The organism is Saprospiraceae bacterium (genome assembly GCA_026129545.1).
In the GTDB taxonomy this organism is placed as follows: Bacteria; Bacteroidota; Bacteroidia; order Chitinophagales; family Saprospiraceae; genus M3007.
On the sequence record JAHCHX010000001.1, the window covers coordinates 2,612,768 to 2,630,191 of the forward strand.

Annotated in this window: 14 protein-coding genes; 4 read left to right on the forward strand and 10 right to left on the reverse strand. The window is 52.5% G+C overall.

Annotated features, from left to right (window positions below; genetic code table 11):
* Positions 1 to 22: 22 nt before the first annotated feature.
* Entirely contained in the window at positions 23 to 766 is a 744-nt protein-coding gene (locus KIS77_09965; protein ID MCW5922661.1) for a class I SAM-dependent methyltransferase, read from the reverse strand.
* Positions 767 to 957: 191 nt separating this feature from the next.
* Here KIS77_09965 and KIS77_09970 point away from each other — a divergent pair, with 191 nt between their 5' ends.
* Entirely contained in the window at positions 958 to 2,877 is a 1,920-nt protein-coding gene (locus KIS77_09970; GenBank protein ID MCW5922662.1) for a type IIA DNA topoisomerase subunit B, read from the forward strand.
* A 111-nt stretch (positions 2,878 to 2,988) separates the two neighbouring features.
* Positions 2,989 to 3,564, forward strand: a complete 576-nt coding sequence (locus tag KIS77_09975; protein ID MCW5922663.1) for a nitroreductase — start codon at positions 2,989 to 2,991, stop codon at positions 3,562 to 3,564.
* 2 nt (positions 3,565 to 3,566) lie between these two features.
* On the opposite strand, the gene KIS77_09980 is transcribed toward KIS77_09975, so the two are convergent.
* A complete protein-coding gene (locus tag KIS77_09980; protein MCW5922664.1) occupies positions 3,567 to 5,666 on the reverse strand; it encodes a hypothetical protein in 2,100 nt (699 codons plus the stop codon).
* Positions 5,667 to 5,950: 284 nt separating this feature from the next.
* Here KIS77_09980 and KIS77_09985 point away from each other — a divergent pair, with 284 nt between their 5' ends.
* Entirely contained in the window at positions 5,951 to 7,357 is a 1,407-nt protein-coding gene (locus tag KIS77_09985) for an alpha/beta hydrolase (protein ID MCW5922665.1), read from the forward strand.
* A 19-nt stretch (positions 7,358 to 7,376) separates the two neighbouring features.
* Here the strand turns inward: KIS77_09985 and KIS77_09990 are convergent, their stop codons facing one another.
* Positions 7,377 to 9,353, reverse strand: a complete 1,977-nt coding sequence (locus tag KIS77_09990; protein MCW5922666.1) for a hypothetical protein — start codon at positions 9,351 to 9,353, stop codon at positions 7,377 to 7,379.
* Between the two features lie 783 nt (positions 9,354 to 10,136).
* Between KIS77_09990 and KIS77_09995 the strand changes: the two genes are divergently transcribed.
* Positions 10,137 to 10,571, forward strand: coding sequence for an EthD family reductase (locus KIS77_09995; GenBank protein MCW5922667.1), 435 nt, complete (start codon positions 10,137 to 10,139; stop codon positions 10,569 to 10,571).
* Positions 10,572 to 10,694: 123 nt separating this feature from the next.
* On the opposite strand, the gene KIS77_10000 is transcribed toward KIS77_09995, so the two are convergent.
* The 7 genes from KIS77_10000 to KIS77_10030 form a co-directional block, all read right to left on the reverse strand.
* Entirely contained in the window at positions 10,695 to 11,354 is a 660-nt protein-coding gene (locus tag KIS77_10000) for a sigma-70 family RNA polymerase sigma factor (protein ID MCW5922668.1), read from the reverse strand.
* A gap of 222 nt (positions 11,355 to 11,576) precedes the next feature.
* Positions 11,577 to 12,575 (reverse strand): hypothetical protein, encoded by a 999-nt coding sequence (locus KIS77_10005; protein MCW5922669.1) that lies wholly within the window; start codon positions 12,573 to 12,575, stop codon positions 11,577 to 11,579.
* 366 nt (positions 12,576 to 12,941) lie between these two features.
* Complete coding sequence (locus KIS77_10010; protein MCW5922670.1) at positions 12,942 to 13,526, reverse strand: diheme cytochrome c-553; 585 nt, start codon at positions 13,524 to 13,526, stop codon at positions 12,942 to 12,944.
* A gap of 254 nt (positions 13,527 to 13,780) precedes the next feature.
* A complete protein-coding gene (locus KIS77_10015) occupies positions 13,781 to 14,365 on the reverse strand; it encodes a diheme cytochrome c-553 (GenBank protein ID MCW5922671.1) in 585 nt (194 codons plus the stop codon).
* A gap of 387 nt (positions 14,366 to 14,752) precedes the next feature.
* Positions 14,753 to 15,184, reverse strand: a complete 432-nt coding sequence (locus KIS77_10020; GenBank protein ID MCW5922672.1) for a hypothetical protein — start codon at positions 15,182 to 15,184, stop codon at positions 14,753 to 14,755.
* Positions 15,185 to 15,239: 55 nt separating this feature from the next.
* Entirely contained in the window at positions 15,240 to 15,719 is a 480-nt protein-coding gene (locus KIS77_10025) for a cupin domain-containing protein (GenBank protein ID MCW5922673.1), read from the reverse strand.
* Between the two features lie 859 nt (positions 15,720 to 16,578).
* A complete protein-coding gene (locus KIS77_10030) occupies positions 16,579 to 17,415 on the reverse strand; it encodes an AraC family transcriptional regulator (protein ID MCW5922674.1) in 837 nt (278 codons plus the stop codon).
* Between the last annotated feature and the right edge of the window lie 9 nt (positions 17,416 to 17,424).

Below are 17,424 nucleotides of genomic sequence, written 5' to 3' on the forward strand. Positions count from 1 at the left end.
GTGCCTTCTTCTTTGCGCCCGTTCAGACACCAACACGCCCAATTCTCCCAAAAACAGGAAACCTCACCGTCTTCGTCACCCCCTCAGGCCAAACATTGCGAAGCGAACCCATAAAAGACGCGGTAAGCGGCGAGCAGCCATTCTTATTTTCAAAATGACGCAACGCCGACCATGTGCCAAGATAGCCAAGCAGATGCGAGAGCGTCCACTGATATGTCATCGCCATATCGGGCAACGCTATCTCGGAAAAAGGGAAAGCAATCGTTGAATATGCCGTATCCACCAATTGCCGCTCGGCATCCCAGTAACTCCCCAAAACATCGCGGTACAGATACTGGATGACCTCGTCCGTCGGAGGGTCAACCGTCAAAAGTTGATACCCCACCAAAGCCAGCAACCCGCCAGGCTTCATCACATAATTTATTGCTGGATAGAATTTTTCAAAATCAAACCAATGCGCCGCCTGCCCCACCGTCACGAGGTCGAAAGCATCGGGAGAAAAAGAAGGATGCTCGGCAGCCTCCACACTATACCTGATGTTGGGATGTCGAATGGCGTTATGCAGTTGGTTGGCGCTGATGTCAGTCGCCTCCACCCATCGAAAACGCCCCGCCAACGCCACGGCTATTTGCCCATTCCCAGTGGCACAATCCCACGCACAATCAAACCCCTTGCAGTGCGCGAACAAAAAATCAAACAACTGTGGCGGATAACCCGGGCGGAAGCGGGCATATTCGGCAGAACGAGTGGAAAAATTGTCTTTCACAAAAACACAATTTGTTTTTTTATTGAAAAAAATGTTTTAATTTCGCCCGTCGTTTTTCTTTTCACAGGTCAAAACTATAAAAATCCGTTACTTTGGGCGCTCATCATAAAACATCGAAAACAGCCAACAAAGCTGCCAAAACCCGTTCGGCCAAGAACGAACAGCGTTCGACGAACAACGAACAACGAGGAATGACAGAAATCCGCTACACCGAAGAAGAAATCAAAACCCTCGAATGGCGCGAGCACATCCGCCTGCGCCCCGGAATGTACATCGGCAAATTGGGCGATGGCTCCTCCCCCGAAGACGGCATCTACGTCCTGTTGAAGGAAGTACTCGACAATGCCATAGACGAGTACGCGATGGGCTATGGTCGCACGATTGACGTGACCATCAACGAGGAAGGTGTCACTGTGCGCGACTACGGTCGTGGCATCCCGCTCGGCAAAGTCGTGGATGTCGTGTCAAAAATCAACACTGGCGCGAAATACGACTCCAAGGCATTCAAAAAATCCGTGGGCCTCAACGGGGTCGGCACGAAAGCCGTGAACGCCCTGTCGGAGTATTTCAAAGTCGCCGCCGTGCGAGAGGGACAAATGAAATGGGCGGAGTTTCAGTTTGGCAACCTGAAAAAGGAGAGCAAGCTGGAACCCACGAAAGAAGAAAACGGCACGCTCATCGTGTTCAAGCCCGACAATGGGATGTTCCGCCATTTTCGATGGGTCAACGAGTACGTGGAGCAACAACTTTGGAACTACGCCTACCTCAACGCAGGCCTGAAAATCAATTTTAACGGAAAAACTTTCCACTCCAAAAACGGCCTGCTCGACCTGCTGGAGAAAAAAACAGGCACAGAAGAAACACGCTACCCCATCATCCACCTCAAAGGCGACGACATCGAAATCGCCATGACACACGGCAACCACTACGGCGAGCAGAACTACTCTTTCGTGAACGGCCAAAACACCACGCAAGGAGGCACCCACCTCAACGCCTTCCGCGAGGCGCTGGTGAAAGTAGTGCGCACCCACTTCAAAAAAGACTATGATGCCAAAGACATCCGTGAAAGCATCATCGCTGCCGTGAGCGTGCGCGTGGAAGAACCCGTCTTCGAAAGCCAAACCAAAACCCGACTCGGCTCGGAGCGCATCGCACCCGACGGCCCCGCCATTCGTACCTGGATGAACGACTTCCTGTCAAAGGCGCTCGACGATTATCTGCACAAAAACCCTGACACGGCGAAGGCGATGGAGGCACGCGTCAAACAGAGCGAACGCGAGCGCAAAGAAATTTCGGAGGTAAAAAAACTCGCCAACCAACGCGCCAAAGCCGCCAACGTCCACAACAAAAAACTGCGCGACTGCAAATACCACCTCAACGAAAAAGGCCCGGACGAGCTCAAACTGGCCACCACGATTTTCATCACAGAAGGCGATTCGGCCAGCGGCTCCATCACCAAAGCCCGCGACGTGAACACACAAGCCGTGTTCAGCCTGCGCGGCAAACCTTTAAACTGCTACGGCCTGACGAAAAAAATCGTCTATCAAAACGAGGAGTTCAACCTGCTCCAACACGCCCTGAACATCGAGGACTCGCTCGACGACCTTCGCTACAATCGAGTCGTCATCGCCACCGATGCCGACGTGGACGGAATGCACATCCGCCTCCTGATGCTCACGTTTTTCCTCCAGTTTTTCCCCGATTTGGTCCGAAACGGCCACCTCTACATCCTCGACACACCGCTGTTCCGCGTGCGCGACAAGCAGAAAACTTATTATTGCTATTCGGAAACGGAAAAACAGGAGGCGATTCAAAAACTGCGCGGCAAACCCGAAATCACCCGATTCAAAGGGCTGGGCGAAATATCACCCCACGAGTTCGCCGACTTCATCAGCGAGAACATCCGCCTCGACCCGGTCATCCTGCCCGAAGACACCAACCTCGACCACGTCTTGGACTATTACATGGGCAAAAACACGCCAGAACGCCAAGAATTCATCATCGGCAACTTGCGCGTGGAGTTGGACATCATTGATACGCCTGAGGAAGAGGCACAGGTGGAGCCAGCCGCACAGGAAGAAGTAGAGGCTGCGTATACTTCGCGCCGTTAGGTTTTGTGCATGGCAAAAAGCGCAATCTGCTCAAAATCAAGGAAATAAATCATGGACATCTGACAAATCCTAGCGAATCAAGGTATAACTTGCCGCCAAAATCTTCTTCACATGACCGTTTCGGACATCACCGACCTCATTCTCCGCCGCCGTGCCGTTTTCCCGAAATTCTACATTCCGGGAAAACCCATCGAACGCGCCCTTATCGAGCAATTATTGGAAAACGCCAATTGGGCACCCACACACCGCCTCACCGAGCCTTGGCGCTTTCGGGTGTTTCATTCGGAAGAAAGCCGTCAAAAGTTGGGCGCTTACCTCTCGGATTTTTACCAAAAAAACACCCCGCCGGAGCAGTTTTCGGAAGAAAAAATGAAAAAAAGCGGAGAAAACCCGCTATTGGCCGGAGCTGTCATCGCCATCGTGATGCAGCGCGACGCGGAAGAGCGAGTGCCTGAGTTTGAAGAAATCGCCGCCGTCGCCATGGCCGTTCAAAACATGTGGCTCACCTGCGCGGCATCGAGTCTGGGTTGCTATTGGAGCACCCCAAGGGCGGCTTTGGAAGCTGACACATTTTTGAGTTTGCAGCCCGGCGAGCGCTGTCTCGGCTTCTTTTACCTCGGATGGCACAATATGCCGGCAATCCCCGGCAAGCGCCAACCCATTGAAGAAAAGGTGACTTGGCTTTGAAATCAGTAAGAGCCAAAATATCGCCTCAAAAACCACTCCGCCGCCAACAGCCCAGCCAATAGCGCGAATATCCACTTCAAGTTGATGAGCGGATTGGTTTTTGTCGTCTGATAGATGACGGGCTTCACGGTCTGATTGGCCTTTATTTTTGCCGCGATGCTCGCCAATTCGCTCGGTGCCACCGTCTCGCCGCCATACTGGGCGCTCAACTGGCGCAGCACGGAATGATTGGCCGTTGTTTCAAACAGTTCCAACTCGATAGGCCGCACACTAAAGCGCCCTTCGTAACTCAGATTTTGGCCGTTGAAGTTTGTCAGCGCCCTGAACGTATAGTTGCCCACAGGAAGGATGCCCGCGTTGAGCGAGTAGGCTTTGCCCAACTTGTTGAAAGTGTAGGTGAACTCCTTGCCATCGCTGTTGCGGATGCTCATGGCCACATCGGGGTCGTTCACCAGCTCATAGTTGTCATTGTAGAGCTCCGCGCCAAACATGACCGACTCGTTTTCATTGAAAATGCTCTTGTCGAGGTTGACGCGGAATTTGCGTTTGTCCTCTTTTTGGGAGAGATACTGCACGGATTTGCCGACCAATTCGTCAAAAATATCGTGGTTTTGGTGCTGCATATAGTCGAACAAACGCCACCGCCACAACCCCTCGCCGAGGAAAATGCCAGTCTTGATGCCGTTGGTTTCGCCAAAAGCGAGCAGCGGTTGTTCGGTGTCAATTTTGCCGATGCGTTTCCAAAGCAGCACCTGCGCTTGCGGGGTGGCGGCAAATTTGCCAAATGCCGAAGTGACGGGATTGAACTTTGGCAATTCCGTCAGCACTTTTGAGTCCAATGTGAACGAAGCAAACTGCGACGACACCTTTCCCTGCACGTCGTCGCTCTGCCGACCGTCGCTCTGCATACTCACCAATCCTTGTTCCTTTGCCAACTCCGTGAAATTGGTCTGCATACCCGCAATGAAAAGGCGCGGTATCCGCTTGTCGTTGAGGACGCGCAAGATGCCCGAAATCTCATTTGTGTTGGAGGGCAGATTGTGCAACACCACGAAATCGTACTTGGTCACATCCAGCCCCGGGTCGCCTGCCATGCCGACGGTGACTTGATAGTTTTTATTGACCTCCAGCGTCTGCCGGGTCGCTGAGACATCGGGATGCGGGCCATTGGCCAGCAATAGTATTTTCTGGCGAGCATCGAGCACGTCAATAAAAATGTCCTTGCGGTTGTTGGCGGTGGAGGCCTCGCCCGGCAGCGTGGCGACGCTCACGCGGTATTGTGCCACGCCGGGTTGGTCGGCTTCGAGCGTCACCTCTTTGGTCGTGAAAAAGTCGCTGCCCACCACCGAGAGGGGGATGCTATGCAGCGCTCGCGTCTGCTCGCCTTCCACCTTGCTGACGTTGAGCACCGTTTGCTGCCCGGCGCAATTGGTGGCCGCCACGTCAATTTGAACCGTGAATTTATCACCGAGGTAGGCGATTTTGTTGTGAAAAACCCTTTTCACGAGCAAATCCTTCTTTGGAGTCGTGTCGCCCAAAGCCACCGAATAAATGGGGGCGGAGAGCTGTGCGTCCGAATAGGCGGGGTTGCTGCCCTCGTTGTAAACGCCATCCGAGGCAATGACGACCGCGCCGAGGTTTTGTCCGCCAAAAAGGTCGTAGATGCCGCGCAAAAGTTCGGAGAGGTTGGTCACTTTATCCGAAAATTCAAAATTCACCCCTTCGCGCACGGCATCGCCAAAAGCTAGTTCGCGCACTTCATAATCATCAGAAAGGTCTTCGCGCAGCGTTTGCCAATTTTGTTTGTACTGCTCCAACGCCTCGCCCGACAATCCAGCGGCGATGCTTTCCGATTGGTCTTGCGCCAGCACCACCACAGGTCGCTTCGTCTCGGTCAGCAAACTTTTCAGCAAAGGAGAAAGCAACAAAGCACTCAGGATGGTCACAGCGAGCCAGCGCATGATGCCCAGCCACAGGTGAAGTCGGGGTGTTTGTTCGCGGAAAGTCGTATCGCGGTAGTAGAGCAGCATCGCATAGCCCAGTCCCAACAACGCACAAAAAATGAGAAACCAAGCAGGATATTGAAAGGTAAGGTCAAGCATCGGGAATAAGTCATTAAGGTCAGTCATTTGAGCAGCGCGTTCGCCACAACGTCATTTGGCAAAATGATGAAATGAACGCCATCGCCTCACAACGACGAGATAAGGGGACGCAAATTTCAAGAAATTGTTGCAAATCAAAGGTGTGGCTTTCGACCGAAACACCCCAACCGCTCACGGAAAACAGGTAGAACGAGGATATTGGCAAATTCACGACTTTGGGTGAACGAGGATATAGCGGGAGTTTTCATCTTTGTCAACACTTATTCCACTTAATCTTTCCTCACATGAAAAAAGAAATCGTCTCCTTTGCCCTGTCGCTTGCCTCTTTTCAACTCTTCGCTCAAGGCTACTGTATCGGCGATACCGTCGTTTTCACGGAACCTGCTCGCCCGGTGGCCTACGACGACGTGGTGTATAAAACCGCCCCACAGATAGACGAATGGTTTTTCAATGTGCCCGATAACATCCGGCTACGGGTCTATTATCCGACCGATTTGCCCGCCGCCGAACGCCGCCCTTTGGTCATCCTGATTCATGGCGGTTATTTCATTTGGGGTAGTTATCTCGACTTCGATGGGCTGGCCAAGTCACTGGCAGAGAAGGGGTTCGTGGCAGCCACCGTTGGCTATAGGCTCTGTAACCGCACCGACTGTGTGGTGGCAAGAGCCACCAATTACCCCTGCAATGTCAGCTGGCCGTATTCATTCGTGCCAAGTGCCTATGTGGCGGCGGTGGATGTGCACGACGGGATTCGCTGGCTTCAGGAACGCGCCGCTACTTATCATATTGACCCCGAAAAAATTATTGTGGGAGGTCACAGTGCAGGTGCTTACACGGCGCTCAATGTCGCGTTTATGGACCAGGACGAGGTACAGCAGGTCATCCCCAGCGCCGGCGTGAGCGGCAAGTATCTTGGGGAGCCGCTCGACCCCGTGACTGGCATAAGAGCCTGCATACCCATGGCGGGCGCAATTCTTGACCTCGACTGGATTGGCACAAAAGAGATAACGGAACAGGGCATCGCCGTCGGCATCGTGCACGGCACCAACGACGGTGTTGTGGCCTACGACAGCGGCCCCCCAGTACCCTGTTGCCAAACCTACGGCGGCATCGTATATGGCGGATGCGGCATCGCAAAGCACGTCAGGGCGCTCGGTGGGAACTATTACATGCTCACAGGCAAAGGCTATGGCCACGACATCGGAGAGCCGGCATGGGCCGAAGAACTGGCTGTGCAGCTCCCCGCGTTCATCATCCGAACGGTGGTGTGCGGCAAGCCAATCGAAAAACATTCCATTCACGAACGCATTCCCCCGTTGCCTCTATGCCCAAACAATACCCCCAACCTGCCTGCCCCCCCGGTTTGCGACTTGGGCACAACCACCCCACCCATCGTGACCCCCACGCACGAATTGCATCTCGCTTATGCAAACCATCAATTGCCCCTGTCGGTCTATCCGTCTGTCACCGACGGCTCCATTCACATCGAGGCGCTGACACCCGAGGCCGACACTACTTGGCTGCTGACGGCCATGAGCATGGACGGGAGGGTGGTTTTTCGAGGGCAACTGCCATTGGATGGCATCACGACGGTGGAGCTGAGCGATGCTCCGCCGGGGGTGTACGGCCTTTTTTTCCAATCGGCAAAAAGCGGGAAAAGCGGAGTGGTGCGCGTGGTGAAGGCGAGATAGCCGCTCTTCATGGGCGGGGTCAAAAGGGCTTGAACAAATCTTCCAGACTTTGAGGCCTTCGTGCTTTTTCCCAAAAAAAGCCGTCGAGTTTTTTCGACTCCCTGCCCACCTTTCGCATGGGTATGAATTTGCCCGATGGTTCGTTGTAGAATTTGATGCCCTCCACTTTGTTGTTCCCAAAAAAGAGGCGCATTTCCGAGCACTCGGTTTCATTTACGCCGATGTAGGCGCGTGCGTCGTCGAGCGCATAATATACGGCTTGCGCGTTGCCCTCCACCAGCATCTCGCGTATTTGGTCATCGCGAAAAAAAGCGGTGGTGTATCGCCCTCTGATTTGATTGAAAAGCAATTCATCGTCCGAGTTGATGACCAGCGCGTTTTGGCGCAGCCATATCCTGTCCAATTTTTTGTCTTTCAATAAAATCCGAATCGTGTCGGCGGAAAACTGCGAAGTGTCGGCCCAGATGATGGGCAGGTTTTGTAGCTTGTAAAACCAAAAAATAGAATCTTCCGAACTGAACGAGAGCGAGTCGCACACGGCTTGCAAATCGCTTTTGTAAATCCGCACATCCAAGTGGGCGAGCAGCAGTCGGGTGTCTGAAGAGGTGTCGGGCTTGAAGGAAGTCAGCGTGTCGGCAGCCAAATACAGCGTGTCTCGGTCAATGAGGGACTTCATCAGCGGCCTCCCGTCGGCACCCGCCTCGCCCGCGCCGCCATAAGCATTGAGATAGTCGGATTCCTTGTTGTAATCCATGCGCCATGCGAGGATGGTGAAATCGCTCGTCGTGTCCGTCCACACCACGTCGCCCAAGGCCACGCCGCTGCCATTGGCATCATCGAAATCAAGCGAATCGGCTTCGATGATGTTGGGCGGGTCGCTCACACGGCCCCTTCCGGCGATTTGGTAGCGTTTGTTCTGGCTGTTGTAGCGGATTTCCTCGCCCACGATGTCGCGCGTGCTATCTTGGTAATGCGCATCGCCTATCAGCACGATGTCGTCGTTTTGCGTGTTGTAACGGATGACATTCGCCGATGTCATGCGGTTCTTCTCCTCAATGTAGGCATCGCCTTCGAGCACATATTCTTTGGTTTCGCCGGAATACCGCATTTTGCGAGCGCGACCGATTTGCCCTTCTTTTTCATATTGCGGGTTGACGTCGAACACCGCAAAATCATTCTCAATGTCGTAGAAACCGCCTTCGGTGTAGATTCTTCCCTTTTGTTGGCTTATCAAAGTCGGAGCCACGAAGCGTAAGGTTTGGGTCTCCGTGTTGAACACCATCGTATCGGTTCGCATGGTGAATTCAGGGTCGGTCACCAACACATCGCCCTTGAAATAGACTTCCTTTTCGTTCACGTGATAATAGCCGTGCGTACTAGTGAGTTGGCTTTTGCCGTTGGTCAGCATGGCTCCGGTGTGGTAAGTGGCGATTTTGTTCGCCATGTCGTAGCGCAGTCGAGTGGTGAACAGCTGCTGAATACCATTCACCAACACCACGTCGCCGAAAAGGTCGCTGATCTTGGTGCCGGCATGATAGTGCGCGCTATCGGCAAAAACCTTGACCGAATCGCCTTGCTCTATGACGACTTGGCCTTTCAGCACGGCGAAATCTTGGTCGAGGGTGGCAGTGTCGCAGAAAACCAAGGTGTTTTCCTGACGCATCCGCACATTGCCGCTGAGCTTTTGGATGGTGCGGTCGCCTTTCACAAAATACTCAACGAGGAAGGCCGTCTCGATTTTGAGTTTTTGGGTGTCCTGTTGTGCGGCAGGCGGTTGCGTCGGGTTTTGAGAAAAAAGCAGCGCAGGAAGGAGAAGCGTAAACAGGCCGCCTCCACCTCTCGACAGCGCGGAACGAACAAACACCCAAACACACATCTTATAGGTCGGCATCATGGTCTCTTTTTCCATTGTACGGCATAAACGACGCTTCTGCTGGCGCAGTACGCCGCGCCCATCGCCAGCAGAGGCAAAACTTATGTATAGGGTGTATTTCAAATTATCGCTTTTGTACGTCAGAACGCTGTTCCGACACACATATCGAAACAGCGTTCCGATTTAATTGCGACAATCTGAAACGCACCTTGGTATAGGTCATTTTTCTTGTGCTTTTTGCATGGTCATTCGTTTATCCCCGCTATCGTCAACTCTTGTGAGCCATTTTTCCATATACTATTGCCGAGTTCGGCCAATTTTTGCTTGTCACTTTCGATGACTCTTGCGAAGATGTTACACAGGCATCCAATCCTTTGCTGTCGCCATAATATACTTCGCGCCGTTAGGTTTTGGGCATGGCTGCAATCGCAATCTGCTAAAAATCAAGAACATCAATCATGTTCATCTAACAAACCCTAGCGAATCAAGGTATAAAACCTAAATTTTATTTTCAGGCCATCTGCTGTCGTTATTTTAAACTCTTTCATTATCAATGGTTCGTGAAAAATTTTCGATTGGAACAGAGCCTGTGCGCAGTTGAGAAATAAAAAGCGTGTACGTTTGGGTTTCCTACGCCTTATACACAAGCGCCATGACCAGAACCGAATCCCGACATATCGGGACTGGGCGCAATGGTAGGCGATTTGGCTGGAACGACAGCCGTCCGCCGTCGAATTTTGCAGACACTTTTCCCCTTGATGCTGATTTTCGGTCGCCTTGCCCCCTTATCCAACTGAAAAAAACAACCCTAAAACGAACGTGACTACTTAGGCAGGGGCAGCGCCCCGGAATATGTTTCGGGGCGCTGCCCCTGCCTAAGTTTTTACCACGAAACATTGAATTTACATGACAGCTAAAATTGAATTCCTCTCGCTAATTTTTGTCCTTACAGGCTTGGTAGCCTGCAAAACCACTCATACAAAAAACGCTTCCATTCCAGAAATCGGGATGTTCAAAGTATCTATACTTTACCCTAATGGGGAAGACAAAACCTTTGACATGGATTATTATGAAAAGAAACACATGCCAATGGTAGCTGGGTTTTTAGGCAAAAACTTAAAGTTTTATGAAATTGACAAGGGCATAGCGGGTAGAACACCCGGAGATAAGGTGCCTTTTGTGACCATTGGTTACTTTTATGTGCGGAATGTGGATGAGTACAACAAAGCGATAGCTCAGAACAGAGATGCCATCGTAAGTGATTTTAAAAACTATACTAATATCCAGCCAGTTGTGCAGATTAGTGAAATCAAAAAGTTGGAGCACAACAACTTGAGATAATCGCTTGGGCATCAGACCAACCTGATTTGCTTCCGCTACAACAGCGGCACCAAAAAACAGCCGCCACCTCGGAAAACTCCAAGGCAGCGGCTGTGCTTTTTCAATGGCGTGGATGGGCTTGTCTCAATGCCATTCCTCCAACTCGTTGGCATATTTTTCCAGCAACACCCCGCGCAGGCGCTGACGGGCGCGGCTGAGCCGACTTTTGGTGTTGGTTTCGGTCCAACCTAAGGCGACGGTGATTTCCTGTATGCTTTTTTCCTGAAAATAAAACAGTTGCAGGGCTGAGGCATCTTCTTTGGAAAGGTTTTCCATGGCCTTTTTGAGCAGGGCGCTGCGCTCGCTTTGCATCAAATGCTGCAACCCGCTGGGGCTTTTTTCCGTCAACTTGGCGACGGGCGATTCGGGCGCGTCGAGCGAGACGGTCGCCAACCGCTTGCGACGCAGGTGGTCAATGGCGACGCGACCCGCGATGCGGAGGAGCCACGTCTTGAAGCTGCTGTCGCCGCGAAATTTGGGCAAATAGCGAAATGCACGCAAAAAAGCATCTTGAGTTACTTCGTCGGCATCGCTTGAGTTGCCCGTGAGACGGAGCGCGACGGCATATACGGCGCTCCGATAGCGCCGCACCAACAGGGCGCAGGCTTTTGGTTCGCCGACGGCTGCTGCTTCGAGCAAGTGGTGTTCTTCGGGGCTGACCAACGGCCATTGAGCGGGCGCGGGCACTTCACTCATCTGACTGGGCGAGGGCAGGGCCGATTGAATTAGGAAGAGGACGTTCATGGTTTTCGTCGTTGTGATAGCTTAATTTCAAAAATCGTTGCAAAACTATGTTCGCATTCGGGTGGGGCAAGGTGCAATTGAGCGAATGGTCGGTTTTAATTAGCCATTGGAAGTTTTGTTGCCTCAAAATTGCGTTGGCAGAAGGCGCAACCACAAATGGTATTTGCCGAGTCGCCTATTTTGGGCGACGAATCGCCCCATGCGCGTTCTGAAAAATGCCCCTTACTTAAAGTTGCGCCAGTCGTACTCCCACTGTGCCACTTCATTGATGATGCCCACCTCGTTTTTCAGTAAGGCATCCAATTCGCCCAGTATCATGGCTTGGGTACCAAGCACCGTCGTGTAGAAATGGCCGAAGTCGTATGACGCGCCATACTGAACGCTTTTGAGCGCGTTGTTGAGGGGGGCGGTGCGTTGTTCGAGTGCTTGGCGGAGTTGGGCGAACATGGGAAGGGCTTCTTTCAGCAGAGCCTCCGCCACCTCGCGGTGTTTGGCCAACCCCTGTTTGCGCACTGCCTTTACCTGTTCGGGGTCGTGGTCGCGCCCATATTCACCAAAAGAATAAAGGGGCAGTTTTTTGATTTCGGCCTCGGTCCAAGCACGCACTTCATCGTGTTGAGCCTGATATTTTTGTTGCAAGGCTGCTTGTGCCTCCAACCGGCTCATGTCCGTGGCAGCCGAGGTATAGTCGTTGCAAAGGGCAATCCATTCCACGTCTGTGCCGGCGATGGCAGCGGTGTTCGTGTTGGGCGTTCCGCTCGCGGGCTTGATACCCTTATCGGCCAAGAGCTTGGCGATATAGGCGTGTTGCTCCTGCTCGCTCATTTGCATGAATTTTTGAGCAAAAGCCGGGTCGCTGAGCATTTTTTGAGCCAGCTCGGTCGTGGCGGCATCCATGGAGGCTTGCTGTTGGGGACTGGCGGTGGCGACCGGCTGTGCCACGGGGCGAGTGCCGGTGGGGTATTTCCGATAGAAGTCGGCCATGAGGTTCTGCACCTCCGAGCCAGCGCGTTCCACTTTGCCCGTCCACTGCTGGTAGTGTTGGATGGCGTTGGGCTTGGTGGCGCCTTTGGGATATGCGCGGTCGTAGGCCTCGGCGACGGTCGTGGGTGGGGCAGGCAGCTCGCGCAGCAGTGCCTGCACGTCGGTTTTGCTGACTGGTTGGGCAAAAATTGGGGTGAGGGCGATAGCAAGCAAGTTGCCGAAAATCAGTTTTTTCATTTTTTCAAAAGCTTAATTTTTAAAAATGTGTCGGAACGTTGCGCCGACTCCCAAATGGTTTGGGGAAGCTGCCGGGACAGCGTTCTGGCCTGCGTTTATTTCAAGCGGCGGCGCAAGGCAACGGCGCTGAAAATGGTTCGGATACCTACCCCGCTAACCACGAGGGCCACGAGGGCGAGCATTTGTTCGAGGATATTCATTGTGAGTTGTGAGTGTTTGAATAGTGAGACAAATTTCCGAGGCACGAGCCTCTCCCGCCGTCGCATTTTGCGACAGAAAAGAGACAAGTTGCGACATGGAATCGGGAGTGTGCGTAGAGGGGTTGTTGGAGCGCGTTGCCAAATGGCTCCAACAACCCCTGGCGATTTAAAGCGATTTCGGATTCGGCACCACGTTTTGGATGGGCTTCACGGTTTTCAAATAAGCAAACATGGCCTTTAGGTCATCGTCAGTCATTTTGGCGTAGCCCGGCCAAGGCATTGGCGGCAGGATGGGGCGGGTGCCTTCCATACCTTTTGACTTTCCTTCCCGGATTGCTTTGATAAACTGTTCTTCTGTCCAGTTGCCGATGCCCGTGTCGTCGGGCGTGAGGTTGGCGGCGTAAGAGATGCCCCACGGCCCTGCGGCGGCGGTCATGCCGGGGCTGAACACGGCCACAAAGCGCTCGCCGATGGCTTTTTTCACGTCGCCTGCCTCAAACGGCTCTTCTGCCGGATGTCCCATGAAGCGACGCGCCATGTCTGGCACCGGGCCTTGCGGGGTCATGTTTTTGGGTGTGTGGCAATCGTCGCAGCCAAGTATGTTGGAGAGATATTCCCCGCGTTGAAGAGGTGTCTCCTTGGAAGTGGCATCGGCGACCGCCGGTTGCTTTTCGACAGATTGTTGTTGGCAGTTGGTCATTGTGACGGTGACGAGCAAAAGGCAAAGCGCCGCAAGAGATGCGTTTTTCATTTCGTGAAAGTTTTAGATGTTAACGGATAATGATGGCTTTTGCGAGGCTGTCTTTTTCGATGCCAAGCAGGGAGGTGTCGCAATTCGGTTTGGAGCGAATTGGGGGGGGGCAATCTTGGCAAAAACAAACGAGATTCAGAGTCGAAATTTTCGGCTCCTTTTGTCACCGTATTTCCCCCCTCCCAATCACCCTAAACCGTGCAGATGCGACAACTTTTTCCTGACCTGATGTGCCGTGCCAACCGTGCGCTGTCTTAAAGCGACTTCGGATTCGGCACCACGTTTTGGATGGGCTTCACCGACTTGAAATAGGCGAACAAGGACTTCAAATCATCATCGGTCATGTTGCGCACCACTTCCCATGGCATGGGCGGCAACAATGGACGCGTACCATCCATGCCTTTGCTTTTGCCTTCGCGGATGGCTTTGATGAACTGCGCCTCTGTCCAATTGCCAATGCCGGTGTCGTCGGGCGTAAGGTTGGCTGCGTAAGAGACGCCCCATGGGCCCAAATAGGCGGTCAAGCCCGAGCTAAACACCGCGACGAATCGCGTGGTCGCCAAATCTTTCATGCCCGTCGTGTCGAATGGCTCCCCTGCGGGGTGGCCGGAAAAGCGGCGCGACATATCAAACTGTGGGCCATGCTCCGTCATTATTTTGGGTGTGTGACAGTCGTCGCACATGGCGAATCCGGCAAGATACTCGCCGCGCTGTACTTGTGCTTCCTTGGACAGGTTGGCTTGCGCGGTTGCTGGTTTGTCAGAGGGTTGTTGTTGGCAATTGCTCAGCCAGAAAATGGCTGCCATCAGGGGAAGTGCCAGAAGGGTTTTTGCGCTCATTGCTTCAAAATTTGATTGTGAAAAAAGTGGTGTGTAGGGAATAAGGGTTATTAGGGGTTATTAGGGGTAATTGGGGGTTATTAAGGGTAATTAGGGGTTATTGGGGGTCATTAAGGGTAATTGGGGGTTATTGAAGAGTCATTGAGAACCGAGAGTGTTCAGAAAACTGTGTCATCCCAAGGGAGACGATAAGAAAACACAGAGGCACGAAGGGCACAGAGTTTTGGTTTTCAATAATTTACATTCCTTTAAGCGCGACGTGTATTGCGTAAAAAGAAAACATCCGGTATGTTTTGACACACTTTTCTGAACACTCTCTGAGAACCCGAATGACCCCTAATTACCCTTAATGACCCCCAATGACCCCACAATTACCCCTAGTGCCCCCTACTTCCGCGCAGCTTTCACGGTGATGTAATCGTGGTTGAAATCTCCGGCGATTTGAAGGGCGTTGCCATTGATTTCCAAATTGTATTCAAGGATTTCGTCGCCGCGAGTGTCGAGTTTGATTTTGCTGCCCACGATTTCGTAGGAGCCGGTGGTCGTGTTGGTGCTGTTGTTTTTGTAGGTGATGCTCCAAGAAAAATCGCCTTTGGAGGCAGTGCTCGGCTTGAACTCGAGTTCAGAAGCCGCGATGATGAGTCCAATGCCCTCCACGTTGTCGAAGAGAAAAGAGGTAACAGTCCATTTGCCTCCGATGGCGTGCGTTTGTTGGGCTGGGGTGTCGTCCTTGTCTTTTTCGCAGCTGTTGAGGCTCGGCAAAACGAGCAAGAGCAGCGCAAGGGCGGTCAAGTTAATTTTCGAGAGAAGGGCTTTCATGCTTAATTCAAAAGTTTGGTGATGAGTGAAAAAAAGGGTTTTAGTTGTGTGGTTTTCAAAGGCTGTCGTGGAAGAAGCGAATGTTGTAGTGTCGTTCGAGGTACTGGGTATAGATGCTCAATTGAGCGGGCGGTGGAGGCTCGATTGGGCCATCCAAAGGGGTTTCGGTGCTGACTTCGCGGAAATAATTGGCGAAATCGCCGGGCGAAACGAGCAGGTGAAATCGCGCCGCCGGGGTCAGGATTTTGAAGGAATGGCGAATGCCGCGAGGCGCGAAAACGACCATGCCGGGCTTGGCATCAATCACTTGCTCGCCCACGAAGAAGCGCATTTCCCCTTCTTGCAGCAGGAATGTTTCGTCTTCGTTTTGGTGAATGTGTGGGGGCGGCTCCAAGCCAGCGAGGGAGGTCAGTTCCACAATGGCGAAGTCACCACCCGTATCCTCGGGATTGATGAGGAATCGGATTTGGGCATTTTTAAGCCAACGGATTTCGCCTGCTGTGGCGACGGGCTTTTTGATTGTTGTGGCAAGCATGGTTGAGTTAACTGTTTTTGTTTTCTTGAAAAAAAGCAGCCCATCCCGAACCAATGAGGGTTCGAACTTGTGGCGTCATCGCCGCCGCTCACGGCGGGACAGACTGCGCTCTATGGCCCCGCTCTTGCAGCTGAGCCTCCTTTGAAAAAAAATGAAAATACCGGATAGTTTTCGTCGGCAAAGGCGGTGGCCGACGCGGGCTAAAATGCCCGGAGCATGGGTGCGAATGGCGCCATTTGCTCGCTCCGCTTATGCGCGGCGCCCCCCCGGTCAAACGAGGAGCAGCACGGCGCGGCGGGAAGAAGGTTCTTTTTTCATCTTTTTCGTTTTTGTTTTCAGATTAAAAAAACTGTTTCCGACAGGTTTTTCAGAATGGTTTTCATGGCTCAAAGGTCAGGTGCTTTCACAGGTCGTGATTGAAAAAAAGCGACATTCTTTGTTGTGGGGCGATGTGCTCGCTTTCGGTTTCCTATGATGTTTGTCAAGCAATCATGGTTTCATGTTTTCACGGCACAAAGGTCGGGGTCGTTGGCTGCGCAGGCTTGAAAAAAAGCGACATTTTGAAGCGGGATGAATGGGGCTGCTTGGTTTGATTATGCTTTGCGTTGTCAAGTTTAACGCTCGGCGAATCAAGGTGTAGCGTTGGTTTTTGATGGCGCAAAGGTGTGAGGTCGAATCCGGGTTGCTTTTGGTAAGTACCAAGATTTTCAAACCACCTTTTTTTTGATTTTTGATGATGCAAAGTTAAGGGTAGGACGAACGGGGCCGAAATCACATGAAGGTGTGAGCGGGGCTTCGCGTGACACGTTTGTGGCACTTGAATCCTGAAAATTCATGCGATGCCCAAGGGGGGGATTTGTCAAGCCTTTGTCGCCAAAGGAGTGCTTGTTTGTGGGGCAAAGCCAGTCAGGAACGAAGTTGGGTTCTTTCCTGTGAATTCCTTGAAATCGCGGATGAAGTGCGACTGGTCGGAATACCCAAAGTTGTGGCTGATTTCGGTCCAAGTCGTCTTGGGGTGGCGCTGCACAAAATCGTAAGCACTCCTGAAGCGCACGATGCGGACGTAGGTTTTGGGGCTGATGCCGAGGTTCTCCTGAAAAATGCGCTGCAATTGGCGCTTGCCGACAAATACTTTTTCACACACTTCGTCCACCGAGTGTTGGCCCGTGGAAGTGCGGATGTATTGCATGGCCTCCGTGAAGTAGAATCGGTCGTGCCGTGTGCGAAGCGCCGCACGTTGACGGAAAAATTCAATGGCGACTTGCACCCGGTTTTCGTTTGAGGGGGCATCCTGAATACGCTTGATGAGGTCGCCGAGCGTATCGCCAAAAATAGAGCGGGCTTCCGCGAAGCTATCAGCCATCTCGCCGATAGGGCGCTCGAACAGTGTGACAAAAGTCTCTGGCTTGATGCTAATGCCAAATATCCCCGTGCCGCCTTGCATCTGGAACAACACTGGCCCCACATGCACGCCGCCCACGAAAGCCTCTGGAAATTGGGCATATTTGCCACCTATGTAGCCATGATGGTGAAATGGCGGGGTGAGGTGGACAATCATCTCCACCATAGCGTTGGCCAAGCAGTATTGTATGGGTGATGTCTCATGGGCAGGGCCGTCGGCCAACATATACCAAAACGAGCCGATGTAGGGTTGCAAATCGGGGGGTACCGCAAAACTTTCCGTGACTATTTTCATTTCCAATTC